Source organism: Micromonospora sp. WMMC273, assembly GCF_027460285.1.
Taxonomy (GTDB): domain Bacteria; phylum Actinomycetota; class Actinomycetes; order Mycobacteriales; family Micromonosporaceae; genus Micromonospora; species Micromonospora aurantiaca.
The window spans coordinates 5,524,712-5,540,011 of record NZ_JAPZBE010000001.1 but is presented as its reverse complement, the minus strand read 5'-3'; the positions used below and the strand labels follow the sequence as shown (position 1 = coordinate 5,540,011).

General features: G+C 74.6%; 17 protein-coding genes. 12 read left to right on the top strand and 5 right to left on the bottom strand.

The features are described 5' to 3' along the window. Position 1 precedes the first annotated feature (1 nt). Positions 2–277, bottom strand: coding sequence for a hypothetical protein (locus tag O7611_RS25695; RefSeq protein ID WP_269697715.1), 276 nt, complete (start codon positions 275–277; stop codon positions 2–4). Positions 278–394: 117 nt separating this feature from the next. Here O7611_RS25695 and O7611_RS25690 point away from each other — a divergent pair, with 117 nt between their 5' ends. Further along, positions 395–1,315: a proline dehydrogenase family protein gene (locus O7611_RS25690; protein ID WP_030502864.1), complete on the top strand. Its 921-nt coding sequence runs from the start codon at positions 395–397 to the stop codon at positions 1,313–1,315. 1 nt (position 1,316) lies between these two features. On the opposite strand, the gene O7611_RS25685 is transcribed toward O7611_RS25690, so the two are convergent. Beyond that, positions 1,317–1,721 carry a VOC family protein gene (locus tag O7611_RS25685; RefSeq protein ID WP_269697714.1) on the bottom strand — a complete coding sequence of 135 codons (405 nt, stop codon included), beginning with the start codon at positions 1,719–1,721 and terminating at the stop codon, positions 1,317–1,319. Between the two features lie 75 nt (positions 1,722–1,796). Here O7611_RS25685 and O7611_RS25680 point away from each other — a divergent pair, with 75 nt between their 5' ends. The 11 genes from O7611_RS25680 to O7611_RS25630 all read left to right on the top strand — a co-directional run bounded on the left by O7611_RS25680 (position 1,797) and on the right by O7611_RS25630 (position 11,914). Further along, on the top strand, positions 1,797–2,591 hold the full coding sequence (locus O7611_RS25680) for an alpha/beta fold hydrolase (RefSeq protein ID WP_194801527.1): 795 nt from the start codon (positions 1,797–1,799) through the stop codon (positions 2,589–2,591). Beyond that, positions 2,584–3,153 carry a TetR/AcrR family transcriptional regulator gene (locus O7611_RS25675; RefSeq protein WP_194801526.1) on the top strand — a complete coding sequence of 190 codons (570 nt, stop codon included), beginning with the start codon at positions 2,584–2,586 and terminating at the stop codon, positions 3,151–3,153. The genes O7611_RS25680 and O7611_RS25675 overlap by 8 nt, the downstream gene beginning before the upstream one ends. Continuing rightward, positions 3,150–3,485, top strand: a complete 336-nt coding sequence (locus tag O7611_RS25670) for a YrdB family protein (protein ID WP_194801525.1) — start codon at positions 3,150–3,152, stop codon at positions 3,483–3,485. The genes O7611_RS25675 and O7611_RS25670 overlap by 4 nt, the downstream gene beginning before the upstream one ends. A gap of 116 nt (positions 3,486–3,601) precedes the next feature. Continuing rightward, positions 3,602–5,335 (top strand): hypothetical protein, encoded by a 1,734-nt coding sequence (locus O7611_RS25665; RefSeq protein WP_228532311.1) that lies wholly within the window; start codon positions 3,602–3,604, stop codon positions 5,333–5,335. A 28-nt stretch (positions 5,336–5,363) separates the two neighbouring features. Continuing rightward, positions 5,364–6,761 (top strand): efflux RND transporter periplasmic adaptor subunit, encoded by a 1,398-nt coding sequence (locus O7611_RS25660; RefSeq protein WP_194801524.1) that lies wholly within the window; start codon positions 5,364–5,366, stop codon positions 6,759–6,761. Then, positions 6,758–7,612 (top strand): ABC transporter ATP-binding protein, encoded by an 855-nt coding sequence (locus tag O7611_RS25655; protein ID WP_269697713.1) that lies wholly within the window; start codon positions 6,758–6,760, stop codon positions 7,610–7,612. The genes O7611_RS25660 and O7611_RS25655 overlap by 4 nt, the downstream gene beginning before the upstream one ends. Further along, complete coding sequence (locus O7611_RS25650) at positions 7,609–8,793, top strand: ABC transporter permease (protein ID WP_269697712.1); 1,185 nt, start codon at positions 7,609–7,611, stop codon at positions 8,791–8,793. The genes O7611_RS25655 and O7611_RS25650 overlap by 4 nt, the downstream gene beginning before the upstream one ends. Before the next feature lie 202 nt (positions 8,794–8,995). Beyond that, the gene (locus O7611_RS25645) at positions 8,996–9,205 is read left to right on the top strand and encodes a helix-turn-helix domain-containing protein (protein WP_013288759.1); all 210 of its coding nucleotides are present in this window, start codon (positions 8,996–8,998) and stop codon (positions 9,203–9,205) included. A 221-nt stretch (positions 9,206–9,426) separates the two neighbouring features. After that, positions 9,427–9,528 (top strand): 30S ribosomal protein bS22, encoded by a 102-nt coding sequence (locus O7611_RS25640; protein WP_007465623.1) that lies wholly within the window; start codon positions 9,427–9,429, stop codon positions 9,526–9,528. Positions 9,529–9,647: 119 nt separating this feature from the next. Continuing rightward, positions 9,648–10,721, top strand: a complete 1,074-nt coding sequence (locus tag O7611_RS25635) for an NAD-dependent epimerase/dehydratase family protein (RefSeq protein WP_194801521.1) — start codon at positions 9,648–9,650, stop codon at positions 10,719–10,721. Between the two features lie 335 nt (positions 10,722–11,056). Continuing rightward, positions 11,057–11,914: a lysophospholipid acyltransferase family protein gene (locus tag O7611_RS25630; RefSeq protein ID WP_030269196.1), complete on the top strand. Its 858-nt coding sequence runs from the start codon at positions 11,057–11,059 to the stop codon at positions 11,912–11,914. 6 nt (positions 11,915–11,920) lie between these two features. Here O7611_RS25630 and O7611_RS25625 read toward each other — a convergent pair whose 3' ends face one another. The 3 genes from O7611_RS25625 to O7611_RS25615 form a co-directional block, all read right to left on the bottom strand. Next, positions 11,921–12,799 carry an HAD family hydrolase gene (locus O7611_RS25625; protein WP_194801520.1) on the bottom strand — a complete coding sequence of 293 codons (879 nt, stop codon included), beginning with the start codon at positions 12,797–12,799 and terminating at the stop codon, positions 11,921–11,923. 111 nt (positions 12,800–12,910) lie between these two features. Beyond that, positions 12,911–13,768, bottom strand: a complete 858-nt coding sequence (locus O7611_RS25620) for a DUF5667 domain-containing protein (protein WP_269697711.1) — start codon at positions 13,766–13,768, stop codon at positions 12,911–12,913. A 283-nt stretch (positions 13,769–14,051) separates the two neighbouring features. Continuing rightward, positions 14,052–15,020: an ECF subfamily RNA polymerase sigma factor, BldN family gene (locus O7611_RS25615; RefSeq protein ID WP_194801518.1), complete on the bottom strand. Its 969-nt coding sequence runs from the start codon at positions 15,018–15,020 to the stop codon at positions 14,052–14,054. Positions 15,021–15,300: the final 280 nt, after the last annotated feature.

The following is a 15,300-nucleotide window of genomic DNA, read 5'->3' as shown; positions in this document are numbered from 1 at the left end:
GTCAGCCGCCGCAGGAGGCGAGGTGGGTGCCGAACCCACCGCGCTCGGGCAGCGCGGCGGTCGGGGCCGGTTCGCCGCGCGTGGCGGTGGCCGGCGCGGGCACGAGCAGGGCGACCGCGACGGTGTCGCCGCCTCCGCCGGCCGGTCCGAGCGCGCAGTCGTCATCGTCGTCGTCGTAACCGTTGTTGCAGCCGGAGAGCGCGAGGGCCAGCGCGGTCAGCGCGCCGAGCTGCACGGAGGCCGAGCGGAGCCGGCGCCGGGGGTGTCGTCGATCCACGTGAACGTTGTAGCCGATCCCCGCCAGCCGGGGGTGCCCGGGCCGGGCCTGAGGACGGGAGCAGCGGGCCTCGGACGCACCCGGCGAGGGCCCGGTGGTGAGCGTTACGCTCGGCTCATGCTCCGTTCCGTCATCCTCGCCGCCTCCCGGTCTTCCCAGGTGGAGCGGCTCGTCGCGACGGCCCCGTTCACCCGGGACGTCGTCCGCCGGTTCGTCGCCGGCGCCGCCACCGACGACGCGCTGCGCGCCACCCGCGAGCTGGTCGCCGACGGCCAAGCGGTCACCCTCGACTACCTGGGCGAGGACACCACCACCCCGGAGCAGGCGAACGCCACCCGGGACGAATACCTCACGCTGCTGAGCCGCCTCGCCGCCGCCGGGCTCACCCCGGCCGCCGAGGTCAGCGTGAAGCTGTCCGCGCTGGGTCAGATGTTCGACGAGCAGCTCGCGTACGACAACGCGCGGGCGATCTGCGCGGCGGCCGACGCGGCGGGCACCACTGTCACGCTGGACATGGAGGACCACACCACCACCGACTCGACGCTGGACATCCTGGCGAAGCTCCGCAAGGACCACCCGTCGACCGGCGCGGTGCTCCAGGCGTATCTGCGGCGGACCGAGTCGGACTGCCGGGAGCTGGCGTCGGCGGGGTCGCGGGTGCGGCTGTGCAAGGGCGCGTACAAGGAGCCGGAGTCGGTGGCGTACCAGTCCGCCCGCGAGGTGGACAAGTCGTACGTGCGCTGCATGAACGTGCTGATGTCCGGCGACGGCTACCCGATGCTCGCCACGCACGACCCGCGGCTGATCGCGATCGGCGAGGACCGGGCGCGCTGGTTCGACCGCGACCCGGGCCGGTTCGAGTTCCAGATGCTCTACGGCATCCGCCCGGAGGAGCAGCAGCGCCTGGTCGGCGAGGGCTACACGGTGCGGACGTACGTCCCCTACGGCGACCAGTGGTACGGCTACCTGATGCGCCGGCTCGCCGAGCGCCCGGCCAACCTGGCGTTCTTCGGCCGCGCGGTGCTGTCGAAGAAGTGAGTCAGTCGTTCGACCAGGCCCGGGTGCACAGCACGAGGCGGTAGCCGTCCGGGTCGGCGAGCGTGACACCCCACCTGTCCCAGTACGGGCCGGCGGAGACCCTGGTCCCGCCGGCCCGTTCCAGTCTCGGGACCAGTTCTTCGTCGGCGGGGCCGTCGAGGTAGAGCACGAACAAATCCTCCCCGGTGGGGCGCGGCTCGACCGTGAGCGTCGGACCACCGACCAGCTCCAGGTGCCAGCCGGCCCCGGGGAGGCCGAGCATCACCAGGTCGTGCTCGTCCGCGTGACCGCCCTCGCTCCGGTAGAGCACGTCCAGGTCCAGCCCCTGCGTCCAGAACCGTTCGGTGGCGGCGAGGTCGCGGCTCGGGCGGGCGAGGCGTACGTGGGTGTCGGCGGTGATCGGCATGCCGGGATCGTGCGACCTCACCTCGGGTTGAGGTCAAGCTTGACGAGTTTGGCTAATGGCATTAGCTTTTTGGCTATGACAGTTAGCCGACTGGCGCGGGACGGCGGCACGATCGCGTACGAGGTGCACGGGTCGGGACCGCTCGTGGTCCTCGCGCACGGCATGGGGGAGAACCGGGCCGCCTTCCGGCACCTGACGCCCCGGCTGATCACGGCCGGCTACCGGGTCGCCTCGGTCGACGTACGCGGGCACGGCGACTCCAGCCCGCACTGGCCCACGTACGCCCCCGAGCACGTCGGCGGCGACCTGCTCGCCGTGGTGCGGGCGCTCGGCGGGGAGCCCGCCACCCTGGTCGGCAGCTCGTCCAGCGCCGCCGCGGTCGTCTTCGCCGCCGCCGAGGCGCCAGACCTGGTCAGCGGCATCGTGCAGGTCAGCCCATTCGTCGGCACCCCGAAGCCGAACCCGCTGATGCGTGTGGCGCAGGCGGCGGTGCTGCGCAGCCCTCGGCTGTTCGGGCTGTTCCACCGCACGCTGTTCCCGTGCGGGCGGCCGGCGGACGACGCCGCGTACCGCAAGGAGCTGGTCGCCAAGCTGCGCGGGCGGATGGCCGCGGTGCGCGGCGTGATCGCACCGGTGGACCCGCACTGGACCGCCCGCGCGCCCGAGGTGCGCCGGCCGGTGCTGGTGCTGATGGGTACGAAGGACCCGGACTTCCCCGACCCGGGCGCCGAGGCGCGGGCCGCACGCCGGCTGTTCGCCGTGGCCGAGGCCCGGATGGTCGCCGACTCCGGCCACTACCCGCACGCCGACCAGCCCGACGCCACCGCCGCCGACCTGGTCGAGTTCCTGGCGGTGACCGCAGGTGCCTAGGGCCGGGCTGACCCCGGCGACTGTCGTGCGGGAGGCCGCCGCGCTCGCCGACGAGGTCGGCTACGAGAAGCTGACGCTGGCCGCGCTCGCCGCCCGGCTCGGCGTCGCGCTGCCGAGCCTCTACAAGCACGTCCGGGGCGCGGACGCGCTGCACCAGAGGCTCGCCGTGCTCGCCACCGCCGAGATCGCCGACGTGCTCACGGCCGCCGCCGCGGGTCGCTCCGGCGACGACGCGCTGCGCGCCGTCGCCGCCGCCTACCGGGAGTACGCGCGGCAGCACCCCGGCCGCTACCCGGCCGCCCAGCGGGCGCCCGACCCGGCCGACCCCGAGCATCTGGCCGCCGGGCAGCGCGCGGTCGGCGCGGTCCGGGCCATCCTGCTCGGGTACGGCCTCGACGGCGACGCCGCGACCGACGCCATCCGGATGTTCCGGGCCGCCGTGCACGGCTTCGTCGCCCTGGAGGCGGCCGGCGGATTCGGGCTGCCCCGCGACACCGACCGTTCCTTCGGCGAGATGATCGCGGGCCTGGACCGCGCCTACCGTTCCTGGAGGGACCGATGACCGCGGTGCTGCTCGGCGTGATCTTCCTGCTGGAGCTGGCCCTGCTGGGCTCGGCCGGCTACTGGGGCTTCACGCTCGACGTCGGCTGGCCGCTGCGCCTGCTGGCCGGACTCGGCGCCCCGCTGGTGATCGCCGTGGTGTGGGGACTGTTCTGCTCGCCGCGTGCCGCAGTGACGCTGCCCGACCCGGCCAAGCTCGCCGTCCAGGCCGCCTGCTTCCTCACCGGCGGCGTCCTGCTCGCCCTGGCCGGCCACGCCGCCCCCGGACTGGCCCTGGTGACCCTGTGGGCAGCCGACAAGGCCGCGTTGACGCTGACCGGCACCCCCATCTGAGAGATCTTGGAAGGATTCGGCCCCTCTGGGGGCACTTTCCTTCCAAGATCTCGGGGCGCGGCGGAACAGCGACGGGACTCTTTCCCGGAACGCCCGATTGGTCGTACCCTTCGCCGGTGACCGACGGCGACGAGCAGCCTCCCGGCCGGACGGCGGACAGCGACGAGCCTCGTACCGCCGTCACTCCGGGCGGTGCCCCCGTTGCCGACGTGGACGCCGCCGACGCAGACCCGCCGTCGGCGGACCACGCCGACGCCGCACCCCGGCCCGCCGTCGCCGCTCCGGCCGGCGACGGCGAACCCGCACCCGTGCCGAGCGAGAACGCCGACGGCGCGGCCGATGCCGGCGAACCGGCAGCGGACGCCGGCCCGCCGCCGCACCCGGCCGGGGCGATCGAGGCGGACACGGACCCACCCTCCCGCCCAGCCGGGGCCGTTGATGCAGACGCGGACCCGCCGCCACATCCCGTCGCGCCCTCGGTCGCGGACACGAGTCCGTCGCCGCGCCCCGTCGCGGGCACGAGTCAATCGCCGCACCTCCTGGCGGTTGCGGCGCCGTACCCCGTACCGCTGGCGCAGCCGGACCCGGCGCGGACGCGGGCGGTGCGGACACGGCGGCGGTGGCCGCTCTGGACCGCGCTCGGACTCGCGCTCGGCCTGGTGGCGGGCGCGGTGCCCGGCGTACTCCTCCGAGGGTCGGCGCCGGACGCGGCCGGGCGGTCGGCCGCGAAGGACGACCCGGGCACGGCGGCGCAGCGGCGGCTCGGCAAACGGATGCTCGCGCTGCTGGACCGGCAGGCCACCGCGCTGGTCGGCGCGGACCGGGCCGGCTTCCTCGCGGTCGCCGAGCCGGCGGCCCGGCCCGCGCTGAGCCGCCGGTACGCGGCGCTGCGGGCGCTGCGGGTCACCGTGTGGCGGCCGGCGGCCGACGGGGTGCCGGAGGCTGTCGAGGGGCGGCCGGGGGAGTGGCGACAGACGGTGACCGTGGGCTACTGCTTCGTGGTGCCGGACTGCGCGCCGAGCACTGTGGAGCTGGGCGCGCGCTGGCGGCTGGCGGGGGAGGAACCCCGGCTGACCGCGCTGGAACCGTCCGAGGCGGACCCGGCCGGGGTACGGCCGTGGCAGGCGAACGACCTGGCCGTGACGGTCGGCAAGCGGGTCGTGGTGGCCACCACCGCGGCCCAGCGGCGCAAGCTGCCCGGCCTGCTCGCCCAGGCGGAGACCGCGGCCCGGGCCGCGGACCGGTACGCGATCGGCGGCCGGCCGCCGGACCGGTACGTCGTCTACTACGCCGGGAAGGGCGAGTGGCAGCGCTGGTACGGCGGCGGGCGGCCGAAGTGGACAGCCGGCTACGCGGTGGGTGTCGGCGGTGGGCGTCACGACGTCGTGCTGAACGCCCAGATCGTCACCCCGGCCGGCCTCGACGACCTGCTCCGGCACGAGCTGACCCACGCCGCCTCGCTCCCCGACCGCGGTTACGCCGACCGCGCGGACTGGTGGCTGGTGGAGGGGCTGGCCGAGTACGCCGGTGCCGACGGCCAGCCGGTGCACCGTTACGACGGCCTGACCGAGGTGCGGGACCTGCTGCGCGGCGGGTGGTCCGGGCGGCTGGACGAGGTGGCGCCGGCCGACGACGCGAGCGACGACCGGGTCGGCGGCGCGTACGGCGTCGGCTACCTGGCCGTACGCCATCTGGTCGACAGGTACGGCGAGCAGCGGATGCTGGACTTCTACCGGGCCGTGGTGCACCAGGGCCGGACCCCGGAGCAGGCCGCCGACGAGGTGTTCGGCGACCAGTGGTCGATGCTGCACGACGACTGCGTGGCCTACGTGCGGGCCGTCGTCGGCTGAACGTCGACACCTGTCGACGGGTCGTAGCATGGGCCGGGTGGCCCGCACTCCCTCGCCGCGGCTGCCCGCGGCCCGCCGCTTCCGTCTCGTCACCGCTGTGCTCGCCGTCGTCGCGCTGACCGGCACGACCGCCGCGTCCTGCGGCGACGACGCCCCGGCGGTGACAGTCGCCGAGGTGGGCCGCGCGCCGGTGAGCGAGGTGATCGACGCCCCGGCCACCGTCACCGCGCGGGCCGCCGCCACGCTCACCGCACCCGCCGACGGCACGCTCGCCCGCCTGCGGGTCCAGCCGGGCCAGCGGGTGACCCGGGGGCAGGTACTCGCGGTGATCGACTCGCCGTCGGCCCGGGACCGCCTGGCGAAGGCGCGGGACGCGTTGCGCGCGGCTGAGCGGGCCGGGCGGGGCACCGGCACCGGCGACCTGGGCGGCAGCCGGCGCGGCACGGACCGGGCCGCCGACGAGGCGTTCGCCGCCGCCCGCGCCGCCGCCGGCAAGGTCGGCGACCCGCGGGTACGCGCCGCGCTGCTGCTCCAGGTCTCCTCGGCGCAGCGGCAGTACGAGTCGGCCGCTCGCGCCGCCGACCGGGCCGTGGCCCAGGTGCAGCGCGGCGTCGCCGGCCTGAACAGCGCCGTCGGCGCGCTGTCGGCCGCGCAACGACTCCAGGCCCAGCAGGCGTACGACCTGGCGAAGGCGACTGTGGACGCGTTGACGTTGCGCGCGCCGATCGCCGGTGTGGTGCAGCCGGGCGGCACCCGGTCGCCGGCACCGGCCGACCTGGCCGGGCTGCTGGGTGCGGCGGGTGGCGCGGGGGTGCCCGGTCTCGACCCGTCGGCGCTGGGCGGTGGCGGGCAGGGCGGTCCGCCGCCGGGGGTGGACGACGCGATCCCGGCCGGTGGCCGGGTCACCGCCGGCACGCCGGTGCTCACCGTGGTGGACGTCGGCCGGCTCGGCCTGCTCGCCGAGGTGGACGAGACCGACGTGCTGCTGGTCCGGGCCGGGGTGCCCGCGTCGGTCGAGCTGGATGCGGTGACCGGCGCGACGTACGACGCCACGGTGCGGTCGGTGGACGTGCTGCCGACCAGCTCGGCGCGGGGTGGCGTCACCTACCGGGTCCGGCTCGACCTGGGCGCCGGCCGCCTCGGTGAGGCCGAGGCCGCTCCGGCGCCCCGCCCCGGCATGAACGCCGTCGTGCGGCTGCGGGTGCGGGAGGCAGCCGACGCGGTGGCGGTGCCGGCGTCGGCGGTGTTCTCCACCGACGGGCGGGACGCGGTCTGGGTGCTGCGCGACGGCCGGGCCGACCGGGTGCCGGTGACGGTGGGCGTGCAGGGGCAGGACCTGGTGCAGATCGTCGACGGCGTACGGGCCGGTGACCGGGTGGTGGTGCGCGGCGCCGACCAGGTGCGCGACGGCCAGGAACTGCGGTGACCGTACCGGCGGTCGAGGCGGTCGACGTCTGGCGCACGTACGAGCTGGACGGGGTCTCGGTGTCCGCGCTGCGCGGGGTGTCGCTCACCATCGACCAGGGCGAGTACGTGGCGGTGATCGGCCCGTCCGGCTCCGGCAAGTCGACGCTGATGCACCTGCTCGGCGGGCTGGACCGGCCCAGCGGCGGTCGGCTGGTGATCGGCGGGCGGGACGTGACCACGCTCACCGCGCCGGAGCTGGCGACGCTGCGCAACGAGACGATCGGCTTCGTGTTCCAGGCGTTCCACCTGCTGGCCCGTACGTCGGCTGTGGACAATGTGGCGTTGCCGCTCGTCTACCGGGGTGTCGGGGCGCGGCAGCGGCGGGAGCGGGCGGCGGCGATGCTGGGCCGGGTCGGGCTCGGCCATCGGCTGCACCACCGGCCCAACCAGCTCTCCGGCGGCGAGCAGCAGCGGGTGGCGATCGCCCGGGCGCTTGTCACCGAACCGGCGGTGCTGCTCGCCGACGAGCCGACCGGCAACCTGGACAGTGCCACCGGCGAGGCGGTGCTGGAGCTGCTGGAACAGCTGAACGCCGAGTCGGGCGTGGCGCTGGTGATGGTGACCCACGACCAGGAGGTGGCCGCCCGGGCGCACCGGCGCATCGCGGTACGGGACGGGCTCATCCGGTCCGACAGCCTTCATGATCGACCGCCGTCGGACGGTTCCGGCGTACCTGCGACACTGGACCCCGCTCCCAGCGCGGAGCCCCGGTCCGCGTCCGGAAGCGGCCCGGGGCACCCGCCCGGTGGCCCCGGTGGCGCCACCGGGGCCACCGGGCGCCTTCCGCGAGGTTGGGGCGACGCCGGATGAGGCTGGCCGAGGCGTGGCGGGTGGCGTCGGACGCGCTGCGGGCCAACCGGATGCGCAGCCTGCTGACCATGCTCGGGGTGATCATCGGGGTGGCCTCGGTGGTGATCCTGGTGGCCATCGGCACCGGCACGAAGCAGCAGGTCGAGCAGCAGGTCGAAGGGCTCGGCTCGAACCTGCTGCTGGTGGTGCCGGGCCGGATCGAGGTGGGCACCGCCCCGGTGGTCTCGCCGCTGGACCTCAGCGACGCCGACGCCGTCTCCCGGGTGGTCGGCGACCCCGGCCGGGTCGCCGTCACGGTGGCCTCCGGCGCGACCGCCCGGGCCGGCAACCGGTCCGACTTCACCACGGTGCAGGGCGTCCTGGAGACCACCCCGTCGGTGTTCACCAGGTCGCTGTCGCGGGGCCGCTACCTCACCGGGGCGGACGTGGACACCAGCCGCCGGGTGGCGGTGCTCGGCGACTCGGTGGCCCGGGCGCTCTTTCCCGACCGGGATCCGCTCGGCCAGCAGGTCACGCTGGCCGGCGTCCGGTTCCGGGTGATCGGCGTGTTCGCCCCGCTCGGGCAGAGCCTCGGCGTGGACCGGGACGACGAGGTGCACGTACCGGTGACGGCGGCGCAACGGCTCTGGGGCACCCAGCGCATCGACGGCATCGCGGTGAAGGCGCCGGACCGGGAGCGGATCGACGAACTCGGTGACCGGATCGTCGCGGAGTTGTCCCGCCGGCACCCGGACACCGAGTTCAGCGCCGTCACCCAGCGGCAGATCCTCGGCGTGCTCGGCGACATCCTGGGCGTGCTGACCGGCGTGCTGGCCGCCATCGCGGGCATCTCGCTGCTGGTCGGCGGCGTCGGTGTCTCCAACATCATGCTGGTCTCGGTACGCGAGCGGACCCGCGAGATCGGCCTGCGCAAGGCGGTCGGCGCCCGCCCCCGCGACATCGGCGTGCAGTTCCTGCTGGAGGCGGTGCTGCTCACCTCGGTGGGCGGCCTGACCGGGATGGCGCTGGGCGTGGGCACCGCGCTGCTCGTGGACGCGTTCTCGCCGATCCCGGCGGCGATCACCTGGTGGTCGCTGGCGCTGGCGTTCGGCGTCTCCGCGGCGGTCGGCATCGTCTTCGGCGTGGTGCCGGCGCAGCGGGCCGGACGGCTCGACCCGGTGGTGGCGCTGCGCGCCGAGTAGCCGGATCGGACGAGACACCCGACCGGGCGAAAAAGCCCTGGTGGACATCGGGTGAACGGCTGCCTCGCCATGATCAAAGGGTGGAAGGGATCGCGCAGGTCACAGCCGTCCCGCTACCGTACTGGTTACACGCGCGTCGCTCGTCGAGGCGGGAACACCTGCCCGGTGACACGCGCCGGGCACGGGAATGGGTCGGTGAGCCATGGCCGGGTCGCAGTCCGACGCACGGCTGTCGGATGTCAGGTTCCTGACCGTCGCCGAGGTGGCGACGGTCATGCGGGTCTCCAAGATGACCGTCTACCGCCTCGTGCACAGCGGTGAGCTGACCGCGGTACGGGTCGGCCGGTCGTTCCGGGTGCCCGAGCACGCCGTGCACGAATACCTCCGGGGCGCCTTCCAGGAGTCCGCCTGAGCCCTCGGCGCACCGGTCCGCCGAGTGCGACGAAAAGGGGCATCGACGGGGGCGCGTTGGTCCTGCTGACGCACTCCGGTTAGGCTGGGCCACGACCGTGACCGCTCTCTGGTGTGCCCTGCCCACCACGCTGGTCCGGTCCGTTGTCCGCAAGCGGTCACGGCGCCACCCGTGGTGGTGCCGTCCGGTCCGCCCCGCACGTTGCATCGAAAGGCTTTCGTATGGGCTCGGTGGTCAAGAAGCGCCGCAAGCGCATGGCTAAGAAGAAGCACCGCAAGCTGCTGCGCAAGACCCGCGTCCAGCGTCGCCGTCTCGGCAAGTGACCGGTGCCGGGCAGCAGCCCGGCACCGGCACCACTTGCCAACTGTCGACCCTCGGAGGCTCAGGTGATCAGGCCGCGGACGTCCCGGCTCGATCCCGCCTGCCGCGCTAGGCGCACGACATGACCCCCGGTGACACCTCCGGTGCCCCGGGGGTCGTCGTCGTCACCGGGGTCGGCCGCTGGCTCGGCGCCCACGTGGCCGCCCGGCTCGCCGCCGACGATCGGATCGAACGCGTCATCGGGGTCGACCCGGCACCACCCAACCCCGAGCTGACCGACCTGCTCTCCGACGTCGAACGCATCCGCCTGGACCTCGACTCGCTCGGCGGCCTCCTGCACGACCTCGACGTCGACACCGTGGTGCACCTGGCGCTCGTCACCGCCCCCGACCCGCAGCAGGGCGGCCGGGCGGGGATGAAGGAACAGAACGTCATCGGCACCATGCAGCTGCTCGCCGCCGCGCAACGCGCGCCCCGGCTGCGCAAGCTCGTGGTCCGCTCGTCCACCGCCGCGTACGGGGTGTCGTTCCGCGATCCGGCCGTCTTCACCGAGGAGACCGAGCCGCGCGAGGTGCCGCGCGGCGGTTTCGGCCGCGACATCCTCGACATCGAGGGGTACGTCCGCGGGTTCCGCCGCCGTAGGCCCGACGTCACCGCGACGGTGCTGCGCTTCGCCCCGTTCATCGGGTACGCCGCCGACACCACGCTCACCCGCTACTTCTCCCAGCCCGTGGTGCCCACCGTCTTCGGCCGCGATCCGCGCCTGCAGTTCGTGCACTTCGACGACGCGCTGGAGGTGCTGCACCGGTCCGTCGCCGAGGACCATCCGGGCACGTACAACGTCGCCGGGCCGGGGGTGCTGTCGCTGTCCCAGGCGATCCGCCGGGCCGGCCGGGTGGCGGTGCCGGTGCTGGAACCGGGCCTGGCCGGGGTCGCCGCGATCGCCCGCAGTCTGGGCTTCGGCCGGTACGGCTTGGATCAGGTGGACCTCTTCGTGCACGGTCGGGTGGTGGACACCAGCCGACTGGAGCGGGAGTACGGCTTCACGCCCCGCTCGACCGCCGCCGCGTTCGAGGACTTCATCCGCGCCCACCACGGCGGCGTCGTGGTCACCCGCGACCAGCTCGCCGCCGCCGAGCAGTTGGTGCTGGAGAGCATCAGGCAGGTCCGCTCGACCGTACGGGAGCGTTCGTGAGCAGCCCTGACGAGCGGCGCGACGGGCGCTTCGACGTACCGCTGGGTGTGCCGGATCCGGGCGCGGAGCCGGCGCGGCGCAACGGGCACCGCCGGGTGACCGCGCCGTCCGCCCGCCCGGCGGTGCCGCCGGACGAGCCGGACACCTCCGCCGACGAGCCGGGCGCGGGCGTTGCGGACCCGGCCACGCCCCACCAGCCGGCGAAGAAGACGGTCGCCAAGAAGACCGTCGCCAAGAAAGCCGTCGCCAAGAAGGCGGTGGCGAAGAAGGCGGTGGCTGAGCCGCCCGCCGGGAGCACGCCGGGCGGTGAGACGCAGAACCCCGCCGGGCCGGCGGTGGCCGACCGGCCGGGGGACCACTGGGACCGCAAGGTGGCCCAGGGGCTGGCGTTCCTGCGGCGGCGGCTCGCCGGTGACTACGAGGTCGACGAGTTCGGCTTCGACCCCGACCTGACCGACGCGGTGGTCCACCCGCTGGTCCGGCTGCTCTACCGGGACTGGTTCCGCACCGAGGTCAGCGGCATCGAGCACGTACCGGACGAGGGCGCCGGCCTCGTCGTGGGCAACCACTCCGGCACCGTGGCGCTCGACGCGCTGATCCTCTCCACCGCGCTGCACGACCGGCACCCGGCGCATCGCTACCTGCGGCTGCTCGGCGCCGACCTGGTCTTCCGGATGCCCGTCGTCTCCGAGATCGCCCGCAAGACCGGCGGCACCGTCGCCTGCAATCCGGACGCGGAGCGGCTGCTCGGCAACGGCGAACTGGTGGGCGTGTTCCCGGAGGGCTTCAAGGGCGTCGGCAAGCTCTACGCCGACCGCTACAAGCTCCAGCGCTTCGGGCGGGGCGGGTTCGTCTCGGCCGCGCTGCGCACCGGGACGCCGATCGTGCCGGTCGCGATAGTCGGCGGCGAGGAGATCTATCCGATGCTCGCCGACATCAAGCCGCTGGCCCGGCTGCTCAAGCTGCCGTACTTCCCGGTCACGCCGACGTTCCCCTGGCTGGGTCCGCTGGGCATGGTGCCGCTGCCGAGCAAGTGGCTGATCGAGTTCTGCCCGCCGATCCCGACCGCGCACCTGCGCGACGCGGCGGACGACCCGCTCGTGGTGTTCAACCTCGCCGACCAGGTGCGGGAGACGATCCAGCAGACGCTGCACAAGCTGCTCGAACGCCGGCCGGACCCGTTCGGCCCCTGAGCCGGTTCAGGCGTCGCGGTGGCGGCGCCGGTGCAGCGCCAGGCCGGCCGTGACCGCGCCGGCGAGCAGCCCGGCCGCCGCGGTGGATGGCACGGCGATGCGTACGGCCCGCCGCCCGGTGCGGAAGTCGCGCACGTCCCAGCCCCGCTCGCGGGCCTGCCGCAGCAGCGCCGGATCGGGGTTGACGGCCACCGCCCGGCCGACCGCGCAGAGCATCGGCAGGTCGTTCGCCGAGTCGCTGTAGGCGGCGCACCGGGCCAGGTCCAGCCCTTCCACGGCGGCGAGCTGGGTGACCGCCTCGGCCTTCGCCGGCCCGTGCATCAGGTCACCGACCAGCCGTCCGGTGTACGCGCCGTCGACCACCTCGGCCACCGTGCCGATCGCGCCGGTCAGGCCGAGCCGGGTCGCGATCACCCGGCCGATCTCCACCGGGGCGGCGCTGACCAGCCAGACCCGCTCGCCCGCGTCGAGGTGGCGCTGGGCCAGGCGACGGGTGCCGGCCCAGATGCGCGGCGCCATCAGCTCGTCGAAGATCTCGTCGGCGAGGCGTTCCATGTCGTCGACCCGCCAGCCCTGAACGAAGGCGAGCGCGGCCTCCTTGGCCTGCGACATGTCGCCCGCGTGCTCGGTGGCGAGCAGTCGGAACCGTGCCTGCTGCCAGGCGAACCGGGCCAGGTCGCCGGTGGTGAAGTACTTCCGGGCAGCCAGCCCGCGGGCGAACCAGTAGATCGACGCGCCCTGCATCATCGTGTTGTCCACGTCGAAGAACGCGGCGGCGGTGGGGTCGGGCGTGACAGTGGTCGCCGGCGCCGAGGGGGTCTCCGACCAGCCCGCGGTGTGCCCGTGCGCGTCGGTGCTGACGGTCACCTTCCGGCTCTCGGCCACGGCGACCTCCCTGCCTCGACGACGCGTACGTGCTCCGAGTCGAGCGTATCCGGCACGGTGTGACGGCCGGGTGTCCGCCGGGAGAAGTGTGGCGCGGTAGGCGTCGATCGCTCAGCGGTCGGCCGGACAGGTCGACGGCGCGGGTCCGAGCATGTCGCTGGCCTGCGGCGCGGGCAGCCCGCAGGCGATCGCCTCGCGGAGCGCGTCGGCGCGCTTGCCGGCCGCGTCGAGCAGGGACAGCGAGCGCCGGGTGCGCTCCCGGTCGGCGTGGTCGGGCCGGGCGAGCAGGCCGCTGACCACCCGGCGCTGGCCGGCGAGGAAGGTGTCCACCGCGTCCAGCGCCGCCGGGTCGGAGCGCTGCGCGGCGACGGTGGTCAGCAGGCGTACGCCCTGGCGGGTGTCCGCGTCCATGTCGTCCAGGACGGCGCTGAAGCCGAGCCGGTCGTCGCGGACCGAGGCGGCCTCGTCGAGCCGGGTACGGGCGAAGTCGAGGAAGAGTTGACCGCGGCTGATGTCCGAGCTGGCGAGCGCGAGCTGGGCGCGCTCGGTGGAGCGCTTCATGCCGTACAGGGCGTCACCGGGCAGCGCGTTCTCGCTGGCGGCGGAGATGCCGGAGAGGGCGATCGCCCCGGCGGCCACGCCGACCAGGATCGCGCCCCGGGCCCGCGCCCGGCGGCCGGTGATGGCGGGCAGCAGCGCGCCGCGTACGCCGGAGGTGCCGGTCTTGTCCGGCGCGCCGACGCCCTCGCGTTCGACGGTGGCCACGAGCATCGCCCGCAGGCCGGTACGGAACTCGGCGTCCACCTCGACGTCGGGCCGCTCGGCGGTGATCCGGCGGCTCACCTCGACGAGCGCGGTGAGTTCACCGTCCGCCTTGGACCGGACGTGGTGCCGGCGTCCGCCGTTGGCCTCGTCGAGGAGTTGCGCGAAGCGCTCGGCTCGCCGACGGGAGAAGAGGTCGCTGTCCACCGCGGCACCCCCTCTCGCTGGTCACGGCCGGGCGGCCGTCGTCGTCACCAGCGACCGGTGGCAGCGTGTGGCCCGAAGCCGACCGGAACGGCCGACCTGACCCGCCGGACCGGGTGGCCCGGGGGACGCCGGGACAACCACTGGTCGCACCCGGAGAAACGGACCGCGCCGGTCGCCGGTTACGGCTGGGGCGGCGGCGAAATCACCGGGAGTGAGGGGCGGGGTGGGGTACGTCGGGCATGCGACACCGCCCGGCGAGCGTGCGCCGGCCGGGTCGGACCGATCAGGAGTGGAACCCGTCGGGCAGCAGCCGGGCCAGCGCCCGGACCGCCCGGTATTGCAGAGCCTTGATGGCACCCTCGTTCTTGCCCATGGCGCGGGCCGTCTCGGCCACCGAGAAGCCCTGGAGGAACCGCAGCACGATGCACTCCTGCTGCTCCGGATTGAGCTGCTTGACGGCGGTGAGCAGGGCGACATTCGTGATGTGCTCCACCACCGCGGCCTCGGGGCTGCCCTCGGGCCCGCGGTCCTCCCGGTCGGCGTCCAGGACGTCACCGGTGGTGACCTCCAGCCGGTAGCGCCCGGACTTGAAGTGGTCGGCGACCAGGTTGCGGGCGATGGTGACCAGCCAGGCACCGAGGTCGCGTCCCTGCCAGGTGAAGCTGCCGATCCGCTTGAGCGCCCGCAGGAACGTGTCGGAGGTGAGGTCCTCGGCGAGCTGGCGGTTGCCGACCCGGAAGTAGACGAACCGGAAGACGGTGTCGACGTACCTGTCGTAGATCAGCCCGAACGCCTCGGACTCGCCCGCCTGCGCGCGTTCGACCAGCGTCCACACCTCGGTGGCCGGGTCGGACGGGTCGGGGCGGCTGGGGAAGCCGGTGGCGGGCGCGGCCGGTACGGCGGGCAGGACGGCGGTGTCACCCGCGGTCACCGCCGGCAGGATCGCGGTCTCGGCGGCGGACGGCTCGGTCCCGGTCGCCGCGTCGCCGCGTCGCGCCTGGGCCGGCATCGTGGGGCGGGCCGGGCTGCCCAGGCGGCCGGTCGTGGGCTTCGCGTTGCCGCCCGGGGTCGCGGGGCGGGGTGGTGCCTCGTTCGTGTGGTGCGCGCGGCTGCGGACACGCCGCCCGTCGCCGCGTACCGCGAGCTGGCCGTCGGCGCTCCGCGGGCCGGGGTCCGCGCGCTCGTTGAGCGGGTTGCGCTGGGCCGGGCCGGTGACGCCGGCCGGTCGTTCGGCGTAACCGAAGGTGGTCACCGCGCCTCCCCAGGCTTGGCGGACAGTGACCGCGCCGGAGGACCGGGTAACACCCGGTCGGGCACGGCCGGGTCGGGACGTGCCGACGGGCGGCAGATCCCCTTGAGGTGCTGGTCCAATGCGCTCACGGGCACGGGGGCCTCCTCGGGCTGAGGGGTGTCGACTCACGGCAAATGGGGTGAGCCGACCCGAGTGATGATAGGGCCAACGTCACCCACGCGTGGCAAGTCCGTTACACAGAGCGGAAGTATTTCCCGCCAGGTCGCACACATGGCGGACC

Coding starts and splice junctions, on each gene's coding strand:
- O7611_RS25650 (WP_269697712.1), top strand. CDS start 7,609: ATGAGGCTGGCCGAGGCGTGGCGGGTGGCGTCGGACGCGCTGCGGGCC.
- O7611_RS25645 (WP_013288759.1), top strand. CDS start 8,996: ATGGCCGGGTCGCAGTCCGACGCACGGCTGTCGGATGTCAGGTTCCTG.
- O7611_RS25680 (WP_194801527.1), top strand. CDS start 1,797: ATGACAGTTAGCCGACTGGCGCGGGACGGCGGCACGATCGCGTACGAG.
- O7611_RS25660 (WP_194801524.1), top strand. CDS start 5,364: ATGGGCCGGGTGGCCCGCACTCCCTCGCCGCGGCTGCCCGCGGCCCGC.
- O7611_RS25685 (WP_269697714.1), bottom strand. CDS start 1,721: ATGCCGATCACCGCCGACACCCACGTACGCCTCGCCCGCCCGAGCCGC.
- O7611_RS25635 (WP_194801521.1), top strand. CDS start 9,648: ATGACCCCCGGTGACACCTCCGGTGCCCCGGGGGTCGTCGTCGTCACC.
- O7611_RS25690 (WP_030502864.1), top strand. CDS start 395: ATGCTCCGTTCCGTCATCCTCGCCGCCTCCCGGTCTTCCCAGGTGGAG.
- O7611_RS25640 (WP_007465623.1), top strand. CDS start 9,427: ATGGGCTCGGTGGTCAAGAAGCGCCGCAAGCGCATGGCTAAGAAGAAG.
- O7611_RS25670 (WP_194801525.1), top strand. CDS start 3,150: ATGACCGCGGTGCTGCTCGGCGTGATCTTCCTGCTGGAGCTGGCCCTG.